This is a genomic window from Pseudomonas sp. LB3P25 (genome assembly GCF_054897985.1).
In genome coordinates this window covers 2,100,797-2,115,550 of record NZ_CM142711.1, presented here as the reverse complement: position 1 = coordinate 2,115,550, position 14,754 = coordinate 2,100,797, and the positions used below count along the sequence as shown (strand labels likewise).

The following is a 14,754-nucleotide window of genomic DNA, read 5'->3' as shown; positions in this document are numbered from 1 at the left end:
ATGCAACTGCTGACCTTACCGCCCTCGCCCGCTCTGGCCACCTCGATCCGCGCCACGGCGCAGGTGTTCGAAGACCCGAAATCCCAGGCCTTGCTCGCCCACATTCAACAAGTCGCACCGAGTGAAGCCAGCGTGCTGATCATCGGCGAAACCGGCACCGGCAAGGAACTGGTGGCGCGGCATATCCACAACCTCAGCGCCCGGCGTAACCGGCCATTCGTGGCGGTGAACTGCGGCGCGTTCTCCGAATCCCTGGTGGAGGCCGAGTTGTTCGGCCATGAAAAAGGTGCCTTCACCGGGGCGCTGAGCGCCAAGGCCGGATGGTTCGAGGAGGCCGACGGCGGCACGTTGTTCCTCGATGAAATCGGCGATTTGCCGATGGCGATTCAGGTCAAGTTGTTGCGGGTGTTGCAGGAGCGTGAAGTGGTGCGACTGGGTTCGCGCAAGAGCATCCCCATCAACGTGCGCGTGCTGGCCGCGACCAACGTGCAACTGGAGAAAGCCATCAACGCCGGGCATTTCCGCGAGGACTTGTACTACCGCCTCGACGTGGTCAGCCTGGAATTGAGCCCGCTGCGCGACCGCCCCGGCGACATCCTGCCGCTGACCCGACACTTCGTCGAAGCCTACAGCCAGCGCCTCGGTTACGGCACCATCACCATCAGCAAAGAGGCCGAACTGAAACTGCGCAGCTACAGTTGGCCGGGCAACATCCGCGAACTGGAAAACGTCATTCACCACACCCTATTGATCTGCCGTAACGGCGTGATCGAACGCGACGACCTGCGGCTGTCGAACATGCGCATCGAGCGCCAGGACGATTACCACAGCAACGTCAACGATTCACCGGAAGCCCTGCTCGAACGGGCCTTTCAAAAACTCTTCGAAGAACAGGCCGGGGCGCTGCACGAGAAAGTCGAAGACGCGTTGCTGCGAGCCGCCTATCGTTTCAGCCATTACAACCAGGTGCACACCGCTGCGCTGCTGGGGCTGAGCCGCAACGTAACCCGCACGCGACTGATCAAGATCGGCGAACTGGCGGTAAACAAGCGCCGCCCCACGGAAAACCTTCAAGGCGAGCGTGTCATGCAGCTGTCGATCTAACCCACCAGATTGCAGTGCAGCGCGTTGTCGTGGCTGCGTTCCAGGCTGTGCAGCACCTGGAACGAGCCGAAGGTCACGGTTTTCGCTTGATGAGCACGGATCAGCTGCCAGAAATCCTGCTCGCCGCTTTCAAAGCTTTGAAACGCGGCTTCTCCCGCCTCGCGAGTTTGCCATTGCAGGTAATTGAGCACCCGCCGGCCATCGTCGCTGGCCTGGATGCTGGCACTCAGAAAACCGCTGTAGCCCTGGGCTAGACGTTCGGTCTGCTTCGACAGCGCCGACACCAGTGCGGGCTGTTGATGAGGTTCGATCTCGAATTCAATCAATTGGGTGAAGCTGCGATTTTTCTCTAGTGCTTGCATGAATAGTCCCCACTCACCTGTAAGCCGGATCTTGCGATCCGAAGGCTTGCAGGGTAAAACCTCGAGTTAACTTGAGGTCAAGGGGCATTTTTTAAATGATCACCTCGGAAAATCTGCACAAGGAACTCACCGTCGGCCAATTGGCTGCGCGCAGCGGCGTCGCGGTCACCGCACTGCACTTTTACGAATCCAAGGGTTTGATCAAAAGTAATCGCAACCAGGGCAACCAGAGGCGTTATCCACGGGAAGTGTTGCGGCGGGTGGCGTTGATCAAAGTGGCTCAGCGATTGGGTATTCCGTTGGCGGAGATTGGCGAGGCGCTCAAGTCCCTGCCGGATAACCACGCCCCGACGGCGGCGGACTGGAAGGTGTTGTCGGCGCAGTGGAGTCGGGATCTGGATGAGCGGATCAATCAGCTGACCTTGCTGCGGGATCGGCTCAATGGCTGCATTGGGTGTGGGTGCCTGTCGATGGAGGCATGTCCGTTGCGCAATTTTGGCGATGTGTTGGGGGAACAGGGGCCGGGGGCGCAGCTTCTTGAAACGAAGGCTGATCCGAAATAGCGTTGCGGCCTTCGCGAGCAGGCTCGCTCCCACATTTGATCTGTGGCGTTCACAAATCCAGTGTGGGAGCGAGCCTGCTCGCGAAAGCGGCCTGTCAGTCGATGAGGTTTTAGAACCCCGGCGCAATCTGTCCTTTGTAGCGGGTCAAAATGAACTGCCGAACCTCATCGGAATTCAACGCTTTGGCCAATTTCTGCAAGCCTGGATCATTGATGTTGTCCGGCCGCGCGACCAGAAACTCGATGTACAGACTCTTGCCCTTCTCGACGATCAACGCGCTGTTGGTATCAATCCCCGCTTCCAGGGCGTAGTTGGCGAAGACAAACGCCAGGTCCACCTGGCTCACCGAACGTGCCAGTAGCGCACCTTCCAGTTCACGAATTTTCAGGTGTTTGGGGTTTTCGATGATGTCGCGCTGAGTGGCCTGGGTGTTGCTCGGGTCCTTGAGTTTGATCAGGCCGGCTTCGTCTAGCAGAACCAGTGCACGGCCAGTGTTCACCGGGTCATTGGGGATCGATACAGTGGCGCCATCCTTCAGTTCGGCGATGTTTTTGATCTTGGTCGAGTAAGCGCCAAACGGTTCAATGTGCACACCGACCACCGGCACCAGATCGGTATGGCGGGTTTTGTTGAAGTCATCGAGGAACGGTCGGTACTGGTAATAGTTGGCGTCGAGGTTCTTCAAGGCCAATTGCTGGTTGGGCTGGATAAAGTCAGTAAAGACTTTGATGTCCAGGTCCACGCCTTCCTTGGCCAGGGCCGGTTTGACGAATTCGAGGATTTCCGCGTGCGGCACCGGGGTGGCGCCGACGATGAGTTTCTCGTTGGCGTGAACGTTGAACGACAGGACGGCAGCCAGAATGGCCAGGGTCTTTTTCATGCTGTGCTCCTAGGCAGATTGAGTGGCCGTCGTAGGGTGGACGTTGGGCCGATTTTTAATGATTGAATCGAACTGTTTATCGTCGGCTGTAGCGCGCCACCAGTCGGTCGCCGGTCATTTGCAGGGCCTGGACCAGGATCAGCAAAAGCACCACGGTGACCACCATCACATCGGTCTGAAAACGCTGATAGCCGTAGCGGATCGCCAGGTCGCCAAGACCACCGCCACCAATCACGCCGGCCATTGCCGTGTAATCCACCAGCACAATCGCGGTCACCGTAACCGCCGCCAGCAACCCTCCCCGCGCTTCGGGCAACAAGGTATGGCGGATGATTTGCCAGGTGTTGCCGCCCATGGCCTGGGTCGCCTCCACGACCCCGCGATCGACTTCACGCAACACGGTTTCCACCAGCCGCGCGAAGAACGGCGTGCAACCGACCACCAGCGGCGGGATCGTCCCCGGCACGCCGAGCGAAGTGCCCACCAACAGCGTGGTCAGGGGAATCAGCACGATCAGCAAAATGATGAACGGCAGCGAGCGCAGCGTGTTCACGATCACCGACAGCACCCGATAAACCCCGACCGCTTCATGCAATTGGCGCTTACCGGTGAGGAACAGCACCACGCCCAGCGGCAGCCCCAGCACCACGGTAAAACCGAGGGCGGCACCGAGCATGCTCAGGGTGTCGAGGCAGGCCTGGGCAATGTCGGCCCAATAAATATTTTTCAGCAGCTCGGCCATGATCAGGACCAGTCGTGACGCGGTGGCTTGACGCCATTGAGCAGCCCGTTGCCGACCACCTGGTACTTCCAGCGCACCGGGTCGTGCAGGGTATGGACACGGGCGTTGCGCCAGTGACGGTCGAAGTTGTGCTTCTTCAGGGTCGAGCGGGTGCCGCCGAGCTCGAAGAGCTTGTTGCTGGCCTCGATGGCGATTTCGGTGGTCAGTACTTTGGCTTTGGCGACGGCCAATGAGGCTTGCGCGACGTTGTCTTCGTCTGGCGCCGAACGTGCGGCATCGAGCGCCCAACCGGCTCGTTCCAGTAAGGCTTCGGCCGCTTCCAGACGAATCTCCAGGCCACCGACCTGAATGATGGTCAGCGGATCTTCACTGGCCTTTTCCACACCCGCGTCGATCCACGGCCGGGCGAATTGCTGAACGAATGTGATGGTGTCTCGCAGGGCCGCACGGGCGATGCCGGCGTCAATGGCCGCGGTGGTCAACTGCGCGAACGGGCCCGCCAGGGTGGGTGTTTCATAAGAGCGATACGTCGGGAACAGATTGAACGCCGAGACGTGCAGGTCCTCAGCCAGCACCGTGCCGCTGGAGGTGGTGCGCTGACCGATGCTGTCCCAATCGTCGACGATCACCAGCCCTTGGGTGCCGCGCTCGACAAAGGCCAACTGGCCCTTCTGCTCTTCGTCCAGCGCCAGCACCGCCAGCCAGTGGGCGTAGAGCGAACCGGTGCAATAACCTTTGCGACCGTTGATCACATGGCCGTCGCCGTAACGGCGGAGGGTCGCCTGAATATCCTGCACATGCTTGCCGCCGGTTTCCGACAAGGCATTGGCAAATCGGTGACCTTGCAGCGCCAGCCCGAAGAAGTGCGCTTGCTGCTCAGGCGTGCCTTGCAGGCGAATGTCTTCGAGCAGGCAATAGTGGTTTTGCGGGATTTGCCCCAGGGACGGATCGGCCGCCGAGATGATCGCGATGACCTGCGCCAACACCGCGTAGGACACCTGCGCGCCGCCAAATGCTTTCGGCACGCTAATGCCCCACAAACCGCTGTTGGAATACAGGTCGACGATCTCGGCGGGCACCTGGCGGGTGCGATCGCGCTCGGCGTCTTGTTCCTGCAACACCGCGGCAATGCGTTCGGCGACGCGCAAGGCTTCGGCTTCGTTGGCGATCCGATGGGCGGCCGGTGGATTGATCGGATAAACGGCAGATTCAGGCGTACAAGGCTCTCGGTACCAGTGTTTACCAGAGGGCATTGCAGCTTCTGTGCCTGACCGTCCGAACCAATTTTTTCGGGGCGTTCAGGGCCGTTCAAAGGTGTTTTCGATGAGAAAACCCGGGCAATCTGCTGCTTCGCTGTTGATGGCTGAACAGTGGCGTTGTTATGCCTTACACCCTGTAGGAGCTGCCGAAGGCTCGGGCCGCGTTCGGACGATCTTTTGATCTTGATTTTTCGTCGGCCGCACCGCAGCCAAGGTCAAAAGATCGCAGCCTTCGGCAGCTCCTACTACTCTTCATAGGTTGTAAATCGGCGAAGGACCACCTTCATCCCAAAACAAAAAACAGGGAGAACCACCATGAGCGTCAAACCCATTCCAGAGGGTTATCACAGCATCACGCCTTATCTGGGCATTCAAAAAGCAGCCGAAGCCATCGAGTTCTACAAGAAAGCCTTTGGCGCCACCGAAGTCATGCGTCTGTCCATGCCCGATGGCGGCATCGGCCACGCCGAACTGCGCATCGGCGATTGCCCGATCATGCTTGGCACACCTTGCGATCAGGGCCCGCTGAGCAATCCGGGCAAGGCGCCGTCTGTGGGCCTGCATCTGTATGTGAACGATGTGGACAAGTCTTACAAACAGGCGATTGCCGCCGGTGGCACGGTGGTGTCCGAGGTCAAGGATCAGTTTTATGGCGACCGCTCGGGGACCTTGAAGGATCCCTATGGGCATCTGTGGTTTCTGGCCACGCGCAAGGAAGACCTGACTCAGGAGCAGATTGAGCAGCGGGCGAAGGAGATGTTTCAAAAGGGTTGAGTTTTGCGGTGAATGTTAAGGCCTCATCGCGAGCAAGCTCGCTCCCACAGTGGACGGTATTCACACATCCATTGTGGGAGCGAGCCTGCTCGCGAAGGCGGCATCCCAAACAACAACCCCCCCTCGAACACACTTCATGAACAAGCGCACCACGCTTTGCGCCTTGCCATAAGCGCGCAACGATTTCAGGATGCAGGCAACTACTACAAGGAGTCATCCATGTTCGCCGGATTCCTGAAAGACCAGCGCCACGTCAACGGTGTGGACATTGCCTACCGCATCGGCGGCAGCGGGCCGGGCCTGCTGTTATTGCACGGTCACCCGCAGACCCACGTCATCTGGCACAAAATCGCCGAACAACTGGCCGAGCACTTCACCGTCATCGCCGCCGACCTGCGCGGTTACGGCGACAGCAGCAAACCGCCGGCCAACGATCACCACACCCATTACTCCAAACGCGAAATGGCCAAGGACGGCGTGGAGCTGATGAAGTCCCTGGGCTTCGAACAGTTCTCGGTGCTGGCCCACGACCGTGGCGCCCGCGTTGCCCATCGCCTGGCCCTCGACCATCCCGCTGCCGTGCAACGCATGGTGCTTCTCGACATCGCGCCCACCCTGTCGATGTACGCGCAAACCAACGAAGCCTTTGCCCGCGCCTACTGGCACTGGTTTTTCCTGATCCGCCCGGCACCGTTGCCGGAAACATTGATTGAAGCGGATCCAGAATCTTATCTTCGCAGCGTGATGGGCAGTCGCAGCGCCGGGCTCAAACCGTTCACGCCGGAAGCATTCGCTGAGTACCTGCGCTGCCTGAAACTGTCGGGCACCGCGCGCGGTATCTGCGAGGATTATCGCGCCAGCGCCAGCACGGATCTGGAGCATGACCGCGCCGATATCGCAGTCGGCCGTCATCTGAATCTGCCGTTGCTGGTGCTATGGGGCGCAGAAGGCACGGTCGGGCGTTGTTTCGAGCCGCTCAAGGAATGGCAACACGTCGCCACCGACGTCCGTGGCAAGGCGCTGCCCGCCGGCCATTACATCGCCGAAGAAGCCCCCGAACTGCTGCTCGCCGAAGTGCTGGGTTTCCTGCTCTGATCGCTGCGCCCCACAGCTATGCTGGCGGTTCATACCGCCAGGTTTCGTGTTGGATCAGCGCAAGTACACAACGCTCATGACTCTGTAGGAGCAAAGCTTGCTCGCGATAGCGGTAGCCCAGTCAACATCAATGTTGAATGACAGAGAGCAATTACGAGCAAGCTTTGCTCCTACAGAAACCAGCCAAGCGATATCGCGAAACATTTTCTTTCACATCCCCCTTCGGGATTTTCGATGCTCATCCGTCTTATTTAGATGCAGTCGCCCGCGCAGGCAAAAGCCACGGCCCTCTCATCGAAACAAGACCTTTAATCATGTCGAAGAAATCCCGTTCAAAACTCTGGTTTCTGGTCCATAGCTGGCTGGCATTGCCGATCTGGTTTTTCGTACTGATCGTCTGCGTGACCGGCACCCTGGCAGTGGTCAGCCAGGAAATCGTCTGGCTGGCCAACCCGCAAATGCGCGCCACCCCGCTTCGATCACCACCGGATGGTTGTGCCCAAGGGCCAACGTCCCGGCGCCGGCCAGGCAGTCGATGAAACGGCGGCCTTCAACGTCTTCGACATAAATGCCCTTGGCACGTTTGAGGGCCAGGGGAATGCGTCGCGGATAGCTGCGGGCATTCGATTCCTGCTGGTTTTGACGGGCCAGCAGCGGCGATTCGTTGAACTGATAAAGCGTCTCGGCCGGCACCGGAGTGATCCGGGCCGACTGATCTTCCATAAGGCTGGTAGCGACTGACATCTCTCGACCCCTCAATAAGGTTTTCCTGTTCTGGAAACGCATCAGGGCGCCGAGGATTTAGACCCTCGATCAGCTTTCTATGAAGATGATGTCAGCGTTTTGTGCATGGGAATGGCGTGGAGCCCGGCTACGGCGAAGGTTTTGGCGCAAGGCTGGTAACCCAAATGACGATAAAAGGCTTCGCTGGTGCGGGTGCTGTTCAGTCGTGCCTGGCGCAAACCCTGATCAGTCAACCAGCCTTCGAGGTCGTGCACCAGCGCTTGCCCGGCCCCGCGACGAAACCATTCCGGTTGCACGTAACAAAACGCGACCTTGCCGCTGATCGCAGCCATCGCTACGCCGACCGGTTTGTCCTGCAACAGGGCGATGTTCAGGTACAACCGCGGGTCGGTCAGCCAAGGCTGGACGTGTTCGATGGTTTTGTTGTGGGTCCAGGTGGCGACGGTTAGCGGATCGTTGCGATGGTCGAGCGCGCAACCCACGCGAATGGAGCGCTCGACGATCCGGCTGATGATGCCGGCGTCGGCGGGGGTTGCCTTGCAAATGTGTAGGGGTGCATCCATGGCGCTGTTACCTCAATCCATTGAGAAAAAGCTGCCGGGGACGATAGCCCCGTTCGAGCCGCGCGGCTAATGGAGAGAAGTTACTTTTGATGTGTTGTTTGTTAGATGGGTTGCAACGGCATGGTCAGCTCAACCCGCAACCCATCCGGCCGACTGTCGAAATGCAATGTACAGCCGCAACGCTGGACAATCGCTTGAACTATCGCCAGACCGAGGCCGCAGCCGGTGCTCTGGCCGTTGCGCCAGAAGCGTTGGGTCAGGTGTTGCAGATCGTCTTCCGCAATCCCCGGGCCGTGGTCGCGGACCAAAAAGTGCACACGACTGCCAGTAGTTTCCAGGCTCAGCTCCACCGCCCCTTCGCCAGGGGTATGACGCAGGGCGTTGTCCAACAGGTTGCGCAACGCCGCGATCGACAAAACTGCCGGCATTTGCACCGGTGCATCGGAGAATTTGCTCGGCATCTGCAGCTTGATTCGCTGGCGATCACCACTGGCGGCGTCCTGAATCGCCAGTTTCGCCACCTGCTCGGCGCTGCATTGCACGCCGTCATCGAACGACAGACTGCCCTCGACCCGCGCCAGCAGCAACAACTGCTCAAGGGTCCGGTGCAGGCGATCGGCGCCCTCTTCGGCCCGGGCCAGGGACTGATCCCGGGCCACGCCTTCGGTCATGCGCGCCACTTGCAGATGGGTCTTGATCGCCGTCAGCGGGCTGCGCAATTCGTGGGCGGCGTCACCGGTCAGGCGGCGTTCCCGTTCGATGGTCTTGCCGATCCGTTGGAACAGCTGATTCTGGGTGTCCAGCAACGGTTGCAGTTCACTGGGCAGCGGTTGGATCTGCAAAGGTTCCAGGGAGTCGGCGCTGCGGCGCATCAAGGCATCGCGCATGCGGTTGAGTGGCGCCAGCCCCTGGCCGATCCCCAGCCAGAGCAGGCACAGGCAACCGAGCAAGGCGACGCCCACCGGCACCGAAGCCGCCAGCAGGATCGACATGTTCAGCGCCTCACGCTCGATCTGCCGGTCGGCGGTGGTGATGCGCACGTCGCCGCGGGCCAGAGTGAAACTGCGCCACGGTGCACCGTCGATCATCTGGTCGTGGAAGCCCATTTTCTCGGCTTCCAGGGTTTGTTGCGGATCGGTGTGACTGCGGGCGAGGATTTCGCCGCGCAATGAACTGACCTGGCAGGCCATGCCGCCGGGGAGGTTCAGTTGTTCAGCGCTGAAATGGGTGCCCTCGCCCTTGCTCGGCAACGCCGGCAATTGCTCCATCAGGCCGGCCACCATGCGTGCCGAGGCCACCAGCCGCTGGTCGAGGGAAAACATCATCTGGTTGCGCAGGTCGCTGAGCATCCAGGCCGCCGCCAGGGCCCAGATCAGGGCAAAAGCGGCGCCGAGTGTCAGGCTCAGGCGCAAACGCAGGCTCATCACTTTTTCAATTCCTCTGCGCCATCGGCCGGCCCCAGGCGATAGCCCAGGCCGCGCACCGTCTCGACAATGCCATTGCCGAGTTTGCGCCGCAGGTGATGGATATGCACGTTGAGGGCGTTGCTTTCCAGTTCGTCATTGAAGCCATAGACGCTGTCTTTGAGTTGCTCGGTGGACAGCACCCGGCCCCGGTTATGCAGCAAAGCCTGCAACAGCGACTGCTCACGACGGGACAGGTCCACCGGCTGGCCGCCGAGCATGGTTTCGCGACTGCTCGGGTCGTAGGTCAGACGGCCGTGCTCGATCAGGTTGACGCTGCGCCCCGCCACCCGTCGTAGCAGGGTGTGCAGACGCGCGGCGAGTTCGCGCAGGTCGAAAGGCTTGAGCAGGTAATCGTCAGCGCCGGCTTGTAAACCGTCGACGCGGTCGGTGACCGAGTCCCGGGCCGTAAGAATCAGCACTGGAATCTCCAGACCATGATGGCGCAACTGCTGTAACAGCTTCAGGCCGTCTTCATCAGGCAAGCCCAGGTCGAGCACCATCACGTCGAACTCGGCGACCTTGAGCATCGCCCGGGCAGCGGACGCCGTGGCCACGTGCTCGACCGTCAAGCCCTGGGCGGTGAGGCCGGCAACGATGCCGCTGGCAATCAGCTCATCGTCTTCGCAAACCAGTACGTGCATGGGCGCTCCATGAGCAAAAACGCGAGTGAAGCAGGTCAGGATTAAGCCGCAATTATGGCAAGGCCCACCGCCGACGAGAAGCAGGGTCTTCCATTCAGGCATCGCACCAGCGTATCAGAGGGGTATTTGATAATCGCCTCGTCATTTGAGCGCTTTGCTTAGTTGGCATCAAACAACCCGGTTTCAAACCGAAACAAACACCCCATAAAAAACATACAAAAGTGCATTACATCGCGATAATCTAAACCCGGCACCCACCCAAACCAACCCTCAATCAAAAAAAAACACTATTTCATCATTGAAAAGAAACTTAACCTGACTGAAAGGAATCAGATCATGCCAACACTTAAGAACTTTGTTGCCGTCGACTGGCGCGCAGGAAAAGATAAAATTTACTTCTTCTTCAAAGATACCAATCAATATTCACGTTTTGATCTCGCTGAAAACAAGGTCGAAGAGGGATATCCCGCCGATATCACATCCAGTAACTGGGGAAGCTTTCACGCTCACGTCAAAAACCTGCGTTTCGGATTCACGTCCAGCGCGCTGGGGGGTTCCGGGGGCGGCGGGGATGACATTTTGTGGCTATTTTATTATGACAGCAGCACGCCAATGGTCTGTAAGTACGACCAGGATCTTGACAAAGTGACCGGAAACTATCGCCTTGAAAACTCCCTATGGCATCAACTACTTCCTTACTTTGATCGCATCGTTGCCGGTACGTGGTGGGAAGTTTTTGCACCCAAGTACTTATTCCGGTTCCTGACAAATGACGGGCACTACATCATCATCAATCAAACAACAAAAAAAGTAACACGAGCACCGATAACACCTGACTCTTGGCCAGGATTAGCACCGTATAAAAACCGAATCATAACAGCCGTGCAAAACGACGCCCCCCTTATCGACTCTTACTACTATATCTTTCTGACCAACAACGAATACATCAGGTACAACATAAAGGACAATCGAGCAGAAACCGGCCCGAAAAAAATCGATGATGTCTCCTGGCCTGGGCTATTGAGAGACTGAGGATTCACCGAGGTTCGGCACAGCGCACGCGCTGTTACTTGCCCCATGGACACGGTTAATCATCGGTTAATCGCCGCCTCCCATTGTGCACCTCACTTGCACAGGGATAAGGCTTACCCATGCGTCGACTGTTTCTATTTTTGGTTCTCTTGATCTCGGGTGTGGCCCAGGCAGGGACCAATCCGTTCGAGACCAAACCTGAATTTTTGCCCGTGGAAAAGGCATTCGTTTTCACTTCCGAACGCCTTGAATCGGGCGAAACACAGCTCTACTGGCAGATCACCGACGGGTATTACCTTTATCAGAAACGCCTGAAGTTCGATGGTTTGCCCGCTGAGCACCATCCCGTATTACCTGAAGGCGAAGCGCACAGCGATGAGTTTTTTGGCGAACAGCAGGTCTATCGCCAAGGCCTGGAACTGAAGATTCCGGCAGGTGCCACGGGTCAAATCAAAGTGGGCTTCCAGGGCTGTGCCGATGCCGGTTTGTGTTATCCACCGCAAACTCAGGTCGTGGATCTGGGTGGTAAATCGACTATCTCTGCGACAGACGAAGCGCCGGATCAAGCCTTGGCCAGCGACCTGCAACAACGGGCGCTGGGCTGGAGCTTGCTGGTGTTCTTCGGTCTTGGGCTGTTGCTGGCCTTCACGCCTTGCTCGTTGCCGATGCTGCCGATTCTGGCCGGTTTGATCGTCGGCAGTGGCGCCACGCCCAAGCGCGGTTTCGCCTTGGCCACCAGCTACGTCGTGAGCATGGCGCTGGTGTATGCGGCGATGGGCGTTCTGGCCGCGCTGCTCGGAGCGAACCTGCAGGCGTTGTTGCAGAACCCTTGGTTGCTGGGCAGTTTCGCGGCTGTGTTTGTATTGCTGGCATTGCCGATGTTCGGCTTCTTCGAGTTGCAACTGCCGGTGGCTGTGCGTGATCGATTGGAAAATGTCTCGCGCAATCAGCGCGGCGGCAGCCTGTTCGGTGCTGGTGTGTTGGGGGCCTTGTCCGGTTTGCTGGTGGGTCCGTGCATGACCGCCCCGCTGGCGGGCGCCTTGCTCTACATCGCTCAAAGCGGCAATGCGCTGCATGGCGGGCTGATTCTGTTCGCCATGGGCATCGGCATCGGTGTGCCGCTGTTGTTGCTGGTGACCGTCGGCAATCGCTTCCTGCCCAAACCCGGCGCCTGGATGAACCTGCTCAAGGGTGTGTTTGGCTTCCTGTTCCTCGCCACCGCGTTATTGATGCTGCGTCCGGTGCTGGATGAATCCCTGTGGATTGGTTTGTGCGGTGCGTTGCTGCTGATTGCCGCGTACAGCGCCTGGAAACAGTCGGAAGGTTTCGGTCGCGTAGCCCATGTGTTCGGCGCCAGCTCACTATTGCTCGGTGTGTGGGGCAGCCTGCTGATGATCGGTGCCGCCGGCGGCGGTGACGACTTGTTGAAGCCATTGCAGGTCTACAGCGCTTCAAATTCCAGCAACGCCGCAAACCCGGTCGGCCACGACGCATTCACCACGATCAAGGACCCGGCAGCTCTGCAACGGGAACTCGACGCGGCACAGGCTCAAGGCCAATGGGTGCTGCTGGACTACTACGCCGACTGGTGCGTGTCGTGCAAGGTCATGGAAAAACAGGTGTTCGGCAAACCTCACGTGCTGGAAGCCTTGAGCGATGTGCGCTTGCTACGGCTGGACGTCACCGCCGACAATGCCGCCAGCCGCGAACTGCTCGGCCGTTATAAAGTGCCGGGGCCACCGAGCCTGCTGTGGATCGGCGCCGACGGCATCGAGCGTCGCAACCAGCGCATCACCGGTGAGGTTGATGCCGGCACCTTCCTGCAACGCTGGACCACCACCCGAGACGCCCGTTAATGCTGACCTTTACCCTCGGCACTTTTGCCATCGCGCTTAATCACCTGCTGCTGATCAGTGCCCTGGCGCTGGCGACCTTCGTCGGCTGGCGGGCGGCCAAGCGCGGCGGCGAGAATCCGGAGTCGGTGCTGTTCAGCCTGTTCCTGCTGGGCATGCTGGCCGCCCGGGTCGGTTTCGTGGCCGTTTACTGGGCCCATTATCGCGATGACCCCTGGCAGATCATCGACCTGCGCGACGGCGGTTTCCTCGCCTGGCCGGGTGTGATCGTGCTGCTGCTGGCCGCGTTGTATCGAGGCTGGCGTCGCCCGGGCTTGCGCCGGCCGCTGGGCTTTGGCGTGGCCAGCGGTTTGGCGTTCTGGTTGCTGGCGACCTTCTCCCTGACGATTTACGAACAAGGCACACGCCTGCCGGAAATTACCCTGCGCAATGCCGCCGGTGAAACCGTGCAATTGGCCGACTACAAGGGCGGCCCGTTGGTAATCAATCTCTGGGCCACCTGGTGTCCGCCGTGCCGTCGGGAAATGCCGGTACTGGAAAACGCCCAGCAACACCGCCCGGACCTGACGTTCCTGTTCGTCAACCAGGCTGAAAGCATGCAAAGCGTCAGTACTTTTCTGGAAACCCAGGGCCTGAGCCTGTCCAACGTGCTGTTCGACGGCGGTGGCCGATTGGGTCAGGCTGTCGGCTCCATGGCGTTGCCGACTACGCTGTTCTATAGCCCCGACGGTCGCCTGCTGGGCAGCCATCTGGGTGAGCTGTCGGAAGCCAGCCTGGCCCGCGCCCTGGAAAACTTCGACACCCCGAATCCTGCCGCACCGGCCACCTCTTCAAGGAAACTGCCATGCCCCGCCTCCGCCACCTGCTGACGTTGACCCTGGGTGCCGCCCTACTGCATTTACCGTCAGTGCAGGCCGCCGAAGAATTGCCCGAAGCGATCAAGAAAATCGAAGCCAAGGGCGCGAAAATCGTCGGCGAATTCGACGCACCCGACGGCTTGCGTGGTTACGCGGCGCAGTACCAGAACCGGGGCATGGCGTTGTACCTGACCCCGGATGGCAAGCACGTGCTGCTCGGCAATTTGTATGACGCCGACGGCAACGACCTGAGCAGCGCGCCGCTGCAGAAGCTGGTTTATGCACCGATGGCCAAGGAAATCTGGGGCAAGATGGAAGCCAGCAACTGGATCGGTGACGGGAAGAAAGATGCGCCGCGTGTCGTCTACCTGTTCAGCGATCCGAATTGCCCTTACTGCAACATGTTCTGGGAACAGGCGCGGCCATGGGTCAAGGCGGGCAAGGTGCAGTTGCGGCACATCATGGTCGGCATCATTCGCGAAGACAGCCCGGGCAAATCAGCTGCGCTGCTGGCCGCCAAGGATCCGCAGAAAGCCCTGGAAGACCATGAGAAGTCAGGCAAGGACAGCTCACTAAAAGCCCTGAAAAACGTGCCACCGGCGATTCAGGCGAAACTGGCGGCGAACATGCAGTTGATGGAAGACCTGGAGCTGCAGGCCACCCCGGCGATTTTCTACATGGACGACAAGGGCGAGCTGCAACAACAGCAAGGCGCACCGTCGCCGGACAAGTTGGTGCAAATTCTCGGGCCGAAGTGAATTCACCGGCCCCTTCGCGAGCAGAACCGCTCCCACATTGGAATGCATTCCCCTGTGGGAG

The 14,754-nt window shown here is 59.4% G+C and carries 15 protein-coding genes and 2 pseudogenes; 9 read left to right on the top strand and 8 right to left on the bottom strand.

What is annotated here, in order from left to right:
• On the top strand, nt 1-1,104 hold the full coding sequence (locus ACYZTW_RS09420; protein WP_462004628.1) for a sigma-54 interaction domain-containing protein: 1,104 nt from the start codon (nt 1-3) through the stop codon (nt 1,102-1,104).
• On the opposite strand, the gene ACYZTW_RS09415 is transcribed toward ACYZTW_RS09420, so the two are convergent.
• Nucleotides 1,101-1,466: an antibiotic biosynthesis monooxygenase gene (locus ACYZTW_RS09415; RefSeq protein WP_462004627.1), complete on the bottom strand. Its 366-nt coding sequence runs from the start codon at nt 1,464-1,466 to the stop codon at nt 1,101-1,103. The genes ACYZTW_RS09420 and ACYZTW_RS09415 overlap by 4 nt on opposite strands.
• Nucleotides 1,467-1,561: 95 nt before the next feature.
• Between ACYZTW_RS09415 and soxR the strand changes: the two genes are divergently transcribed.
• Nucleotides 1,562-2,029 carry a redox-sensitive transcriptional activator SoxR gene (soxR, locus tag ACYZTW_RS09410; protein WP_462004626.1) on the top strand — a complete coding sequence of 156 codons (468 nt, stop codon included), beginning with the start codon at nt 1,562-1,564 and terminating at the stop codon, nt 2,027-2,029.
• A gap of 109 nt (nt 2,030-2,138) precedes the next feature.
• On the opposite strand, the gene ACYZTW_RS09405 is transcribed toward soxR, so the two are convergent.
• From ACYZTW_RS09405 to ACYZTW_RS09395, 3 genes are all read right to left on the bottom strand, one after another.
• Nucleotides 2,139-2,909 carry a MetQ/NlpA family ABC transporter substrate-binding protein gene (locus tag ACYZTW_RS09405; protein ID WP_462004625.1) on the bottom strand — a complete coding sequence of 257 codons (771 nt, stop codon included), beginning with the start codon at nt 2,907-2,909 and terminating at the stop codon, nt 2,139-2,141.
• A 76-nt stretch (nt 2,910-2,985) separates the two neighbouring features.
• Entirely contained in the window at nt 2,986-3,651 is a 666-nt protein-coding gene (locus tag ACYZTW_RS09400) for a methionine ABC transporter permease (protein WP_462004624.1), read from the bottom strand.
• 2 nt (nt 3,652-3,653) lie between these two features.
• A complete protein-coding gene (locus ACYZTW_RS09395) occupies nt 3,654-4,904 on the bottom strand; it encodes an SfnB family sulfur acquisition oxidoreductase (RefSeq protein WP_462004623.1) in 1,251 nt (416 codons plus the stop codon).
• 321 nt (nt 4,905-5,225) lie between these two features.
• Here ACYZTW_RS09395 and ACYZTW_RS09390 point away from each other — a divergent pair, with 321 nt between their 5' ends.
• From ACYZTW_RS09390 to ACYZTW_RS09380, 3 genes and pseudogenes are all read left to right on the top strand, one after another.
• A complete protein-coding gene (locus tag ACYZTW_RS09390) occupies nt 5,226-5,684 on the top strand; it encodes a VOC family protein (protein ID WP_462004622.1) in 459 nt (152 codons plus the stop codon).
• Nucleotides 5,685-5,903: 219 nt separating this feature from the next.
• On the top strand, nt 5,904-6,779 hold the full coding sequence (locus ACYZTW_RS09385) for an alpha/beta fold hydrolase (protein ID WP_462004621.1): 876 nt from the start codon (nt 5,904-5,906) through the stop codon (nt 6,777-6,779).
• Between the two features lie 314 nt (nt 6,780-7,093).
• Nucleotides 7,094-7,249, top strand: a pseudogene (locus tag ACYZTW_RS09380) (PepSY domain-containing protein); the annotation flags it as partial.
• A gap of 1 nt (nt 7,250) precedes the next feature.
• Here ACYZTW_RS09380 and ACYZTW_RS09375 read toward each other — a convergent pair.
• The 4 genes and pseudogenes from ACYZTW_RS09375 to ACYZTW_RS09360 all read right to left on the bottom strand — a co-directional run.
• Nucleotides 7,251-7,523 (bottom strand): annotated as a pseudogene (locus ACYZTW_RS09375) (aminotransferase class III-fold pyridoxal phosphate-dependent enzyme); the annotation flags it as partial.
• A gap of 77 nt (nt 7,524-7,600) precedes the next feature.
• Nucleotides 7,601-8,086, bottom strand: coding sequence for a GNAT family N-acetyltransferase (locus ACYZTW_RS09370; protein WP_462004620.1), 486 nt, complete (start codon nt 8,084-8,086; stop codon nt 7,601-7,603).
• Nucleotides 8,087-8,187: 101 nt separating this feature from the next.
• Nucleotides 8,188-9,513, bottom strand: a complete 1,326-nt coding sequence (locus ACYZTW_RS09365; protein ID WP_462004619.1) for an ATP-binding protein — start codon at nt 9,511-9,513, stop codon at nt 8,188-8,190.
• Nucleotides 9,510-10,193 carry a response regulator gene (locus ACYZTW_RS09360; protein WP_110749457.1) on the bottom strand — a complete coding sequence of 228 codons (684 nt, stop codon included), beginning with the start codon at nt 10,191-10,193 and terminating at the stop codon, nt 9,510-9,512. Before ACYZTW_RS09360 ends, ACYZTW_RS09365 begins: the two co-directional genes overlap by 4 nt.
• Nucleotides 10,194-10,529: 336 nt before the next feature.
• On the opposite strand from ACYZTW_RS09360, the gene ACYZTW_RS09355 reads away from it, so the two are divergent.
• The 4 genes from ACYZTW_RS09355 to dsbG all read left to right on the top strand — a co-directional run bounded on the left by ACYZTW_RS09355 (nt 10,530) and on the right by dsbG (nt 14,693).
• Nucleotides 10,530-11,225 (top strand): hypothetical protein, encoded by a 696-nt coding sequence (locus tag ACYZTW_RS09355; protein WP_462004618.1) that lies wholly within the window; start codon nt 10,530-10,532, stop codon nt 11,223-11,225.
• 119 nt (nt 11,226-11,344) lie between these two features.
• Nucleotides 11,345-13,081 (top strand): protein-disulfide reductase DsbD, encoded by a 1,737-nt coding sequence (gene dsbD / locus ACYZTW_RS09350; protein ID WP_462004617.1) that lies wholly within the window; start codon nt 11,345-11,347, stop codon nt 13,079-13,081.
• Nucleotides 13,081-13,947, top strand: a complete 867-nt coding sequence (locus tag ACYZTW_RS09345) for a TlpA family protein disulfide reductase (protein ID WP_462004616.1) — start codon at nt 13,081-13,083, stop codon at nt 13,945-13,947. Before dsbD ends, ACYZTW_RS09345 begins: the two co-directional genes overlap by 1 nt.
• Nucleotides 13,923-14,693 carry a thiol:disulfide interchange protein DsbG gene (gene dsbG / locus ACYZTW_RS09340; protein WP_462004615.1) on the top strand — a complete coding sequence of 257 codons (771 nt, stop codon included), beginning with the start codon at nt 13,923-13,925 and terminating at the stop codon, nt 14,691-14,693. The genes ACYZTW_RS09345 and dsbG overlap by 25 nt, the downstream gene beginning before the upstream one ends.
• The last annotated feature ends 61 nt before the right edge of the window (nt 14,694-14,754 follow it).

Excerpts from the sequence above, each read along its gene's own strand:
- ACYZTW_RS09420 (WP_462004628.1), top strand. The coding sequence starts at position 1 with ATGCAACTGCTGACCTTACCGCCCTCGCCCGCTCTGGCCACCTCGATC.
- ACYZTW_RS09415 (WP_462004627.1), bottom strand. The coding sequence starts at position 1,466 with ATGCAAGCACTAGAGAAAAATCGCAGCTTCACCCAATTGATTGAATTC.
- soxR (WP_462004626.1), top strand. The coding sequence starts at position 1,562 with ATGATCACCTCGGAAAATCTGCACAAGGAACTCACCGTCGGCCAATTG.
- ACYZTW_RS09405 (WP_462004625.1), bottom strand. The coding sequence starts at position 2,909 with ATGAAAAAGACCCTGGCCATTCTGGCTGCCGTCCTGTCGTTCAACGTT.
- ACYZTW_RS09400 (WP_462004624.1), bottom strand. The coding sequence starts at position 3,651 with ATGGCCGAGCTGCTGAAAAATATTTATTGGGCCGACATTGCCCAGGCC.
- ACYZTW_RS09395 (WP_462004623.1), bottom strand. The coding sequence starts at position 4,904 with ATGCCCTCTGGTAAACACTGGTACCGAGAGCCTTGTACGCCTGAATCT.
- ACYZTW_RS09390 (WP_462004622.1), top strand. The coding sequence starts at position 5,226 with ATGAGCGTCAAACCCATTCCAGAGGGTTATCACAGCATCACGCCTTAT.
- ACYZTW_RS09385 (WP_462004621.1), top strand. The coding sequence starts at position 5,904 with ATGTTCGCCGGATTCCTGAAAGACCAGCGCCACGTCAACGGTGTGGAC.
- ACYZTW_RS09370 (WP_462004620.1), bottom strand. The coding sequence starts at position 8,086 with ATGGATGCACCCCTACACATTTGCAAGGCAACCCCCGCCGACGCCGGC.
- ACYZTW_RS09360 (WP_110749457.1), bottom strand. The coding sequence starts at position 10,193 with ATGCACGTACTGGTTTGCGAAGACGATGAGCTGATTGCCAGCGGCATC.
- ACYZTW_RS09355 (WP_462004618.1), top strand. The coding sequence starts at position 10,530 with ATGCCAACACTTAAGAACTTTGTTGCCGTCGACTGGCGCGCAGGAAAA.
- dsbD (WP_462004617.1), top strand. The coding sequence starts at position 11,345 with ATGCGTCGACTGTTTCTATTTTTGGTTCTCTTGATCTCGGGTGTGGCC.
- ACYZTW_RS09345 (WP_462004616.1), top strand. The coding sequence starts at position 13,081 with ATGCTGACCTTTACCCTCGGCACTTTTGCCATCGCGCTTAATCACCTG.
- dsbG (WP_462004615.1), top strand. The coding sequence starts at position 13,923 with ATGCCCCGCCTCCGCCACCTGCTGACGTTGACCCTGGGTGCCGCCCTA.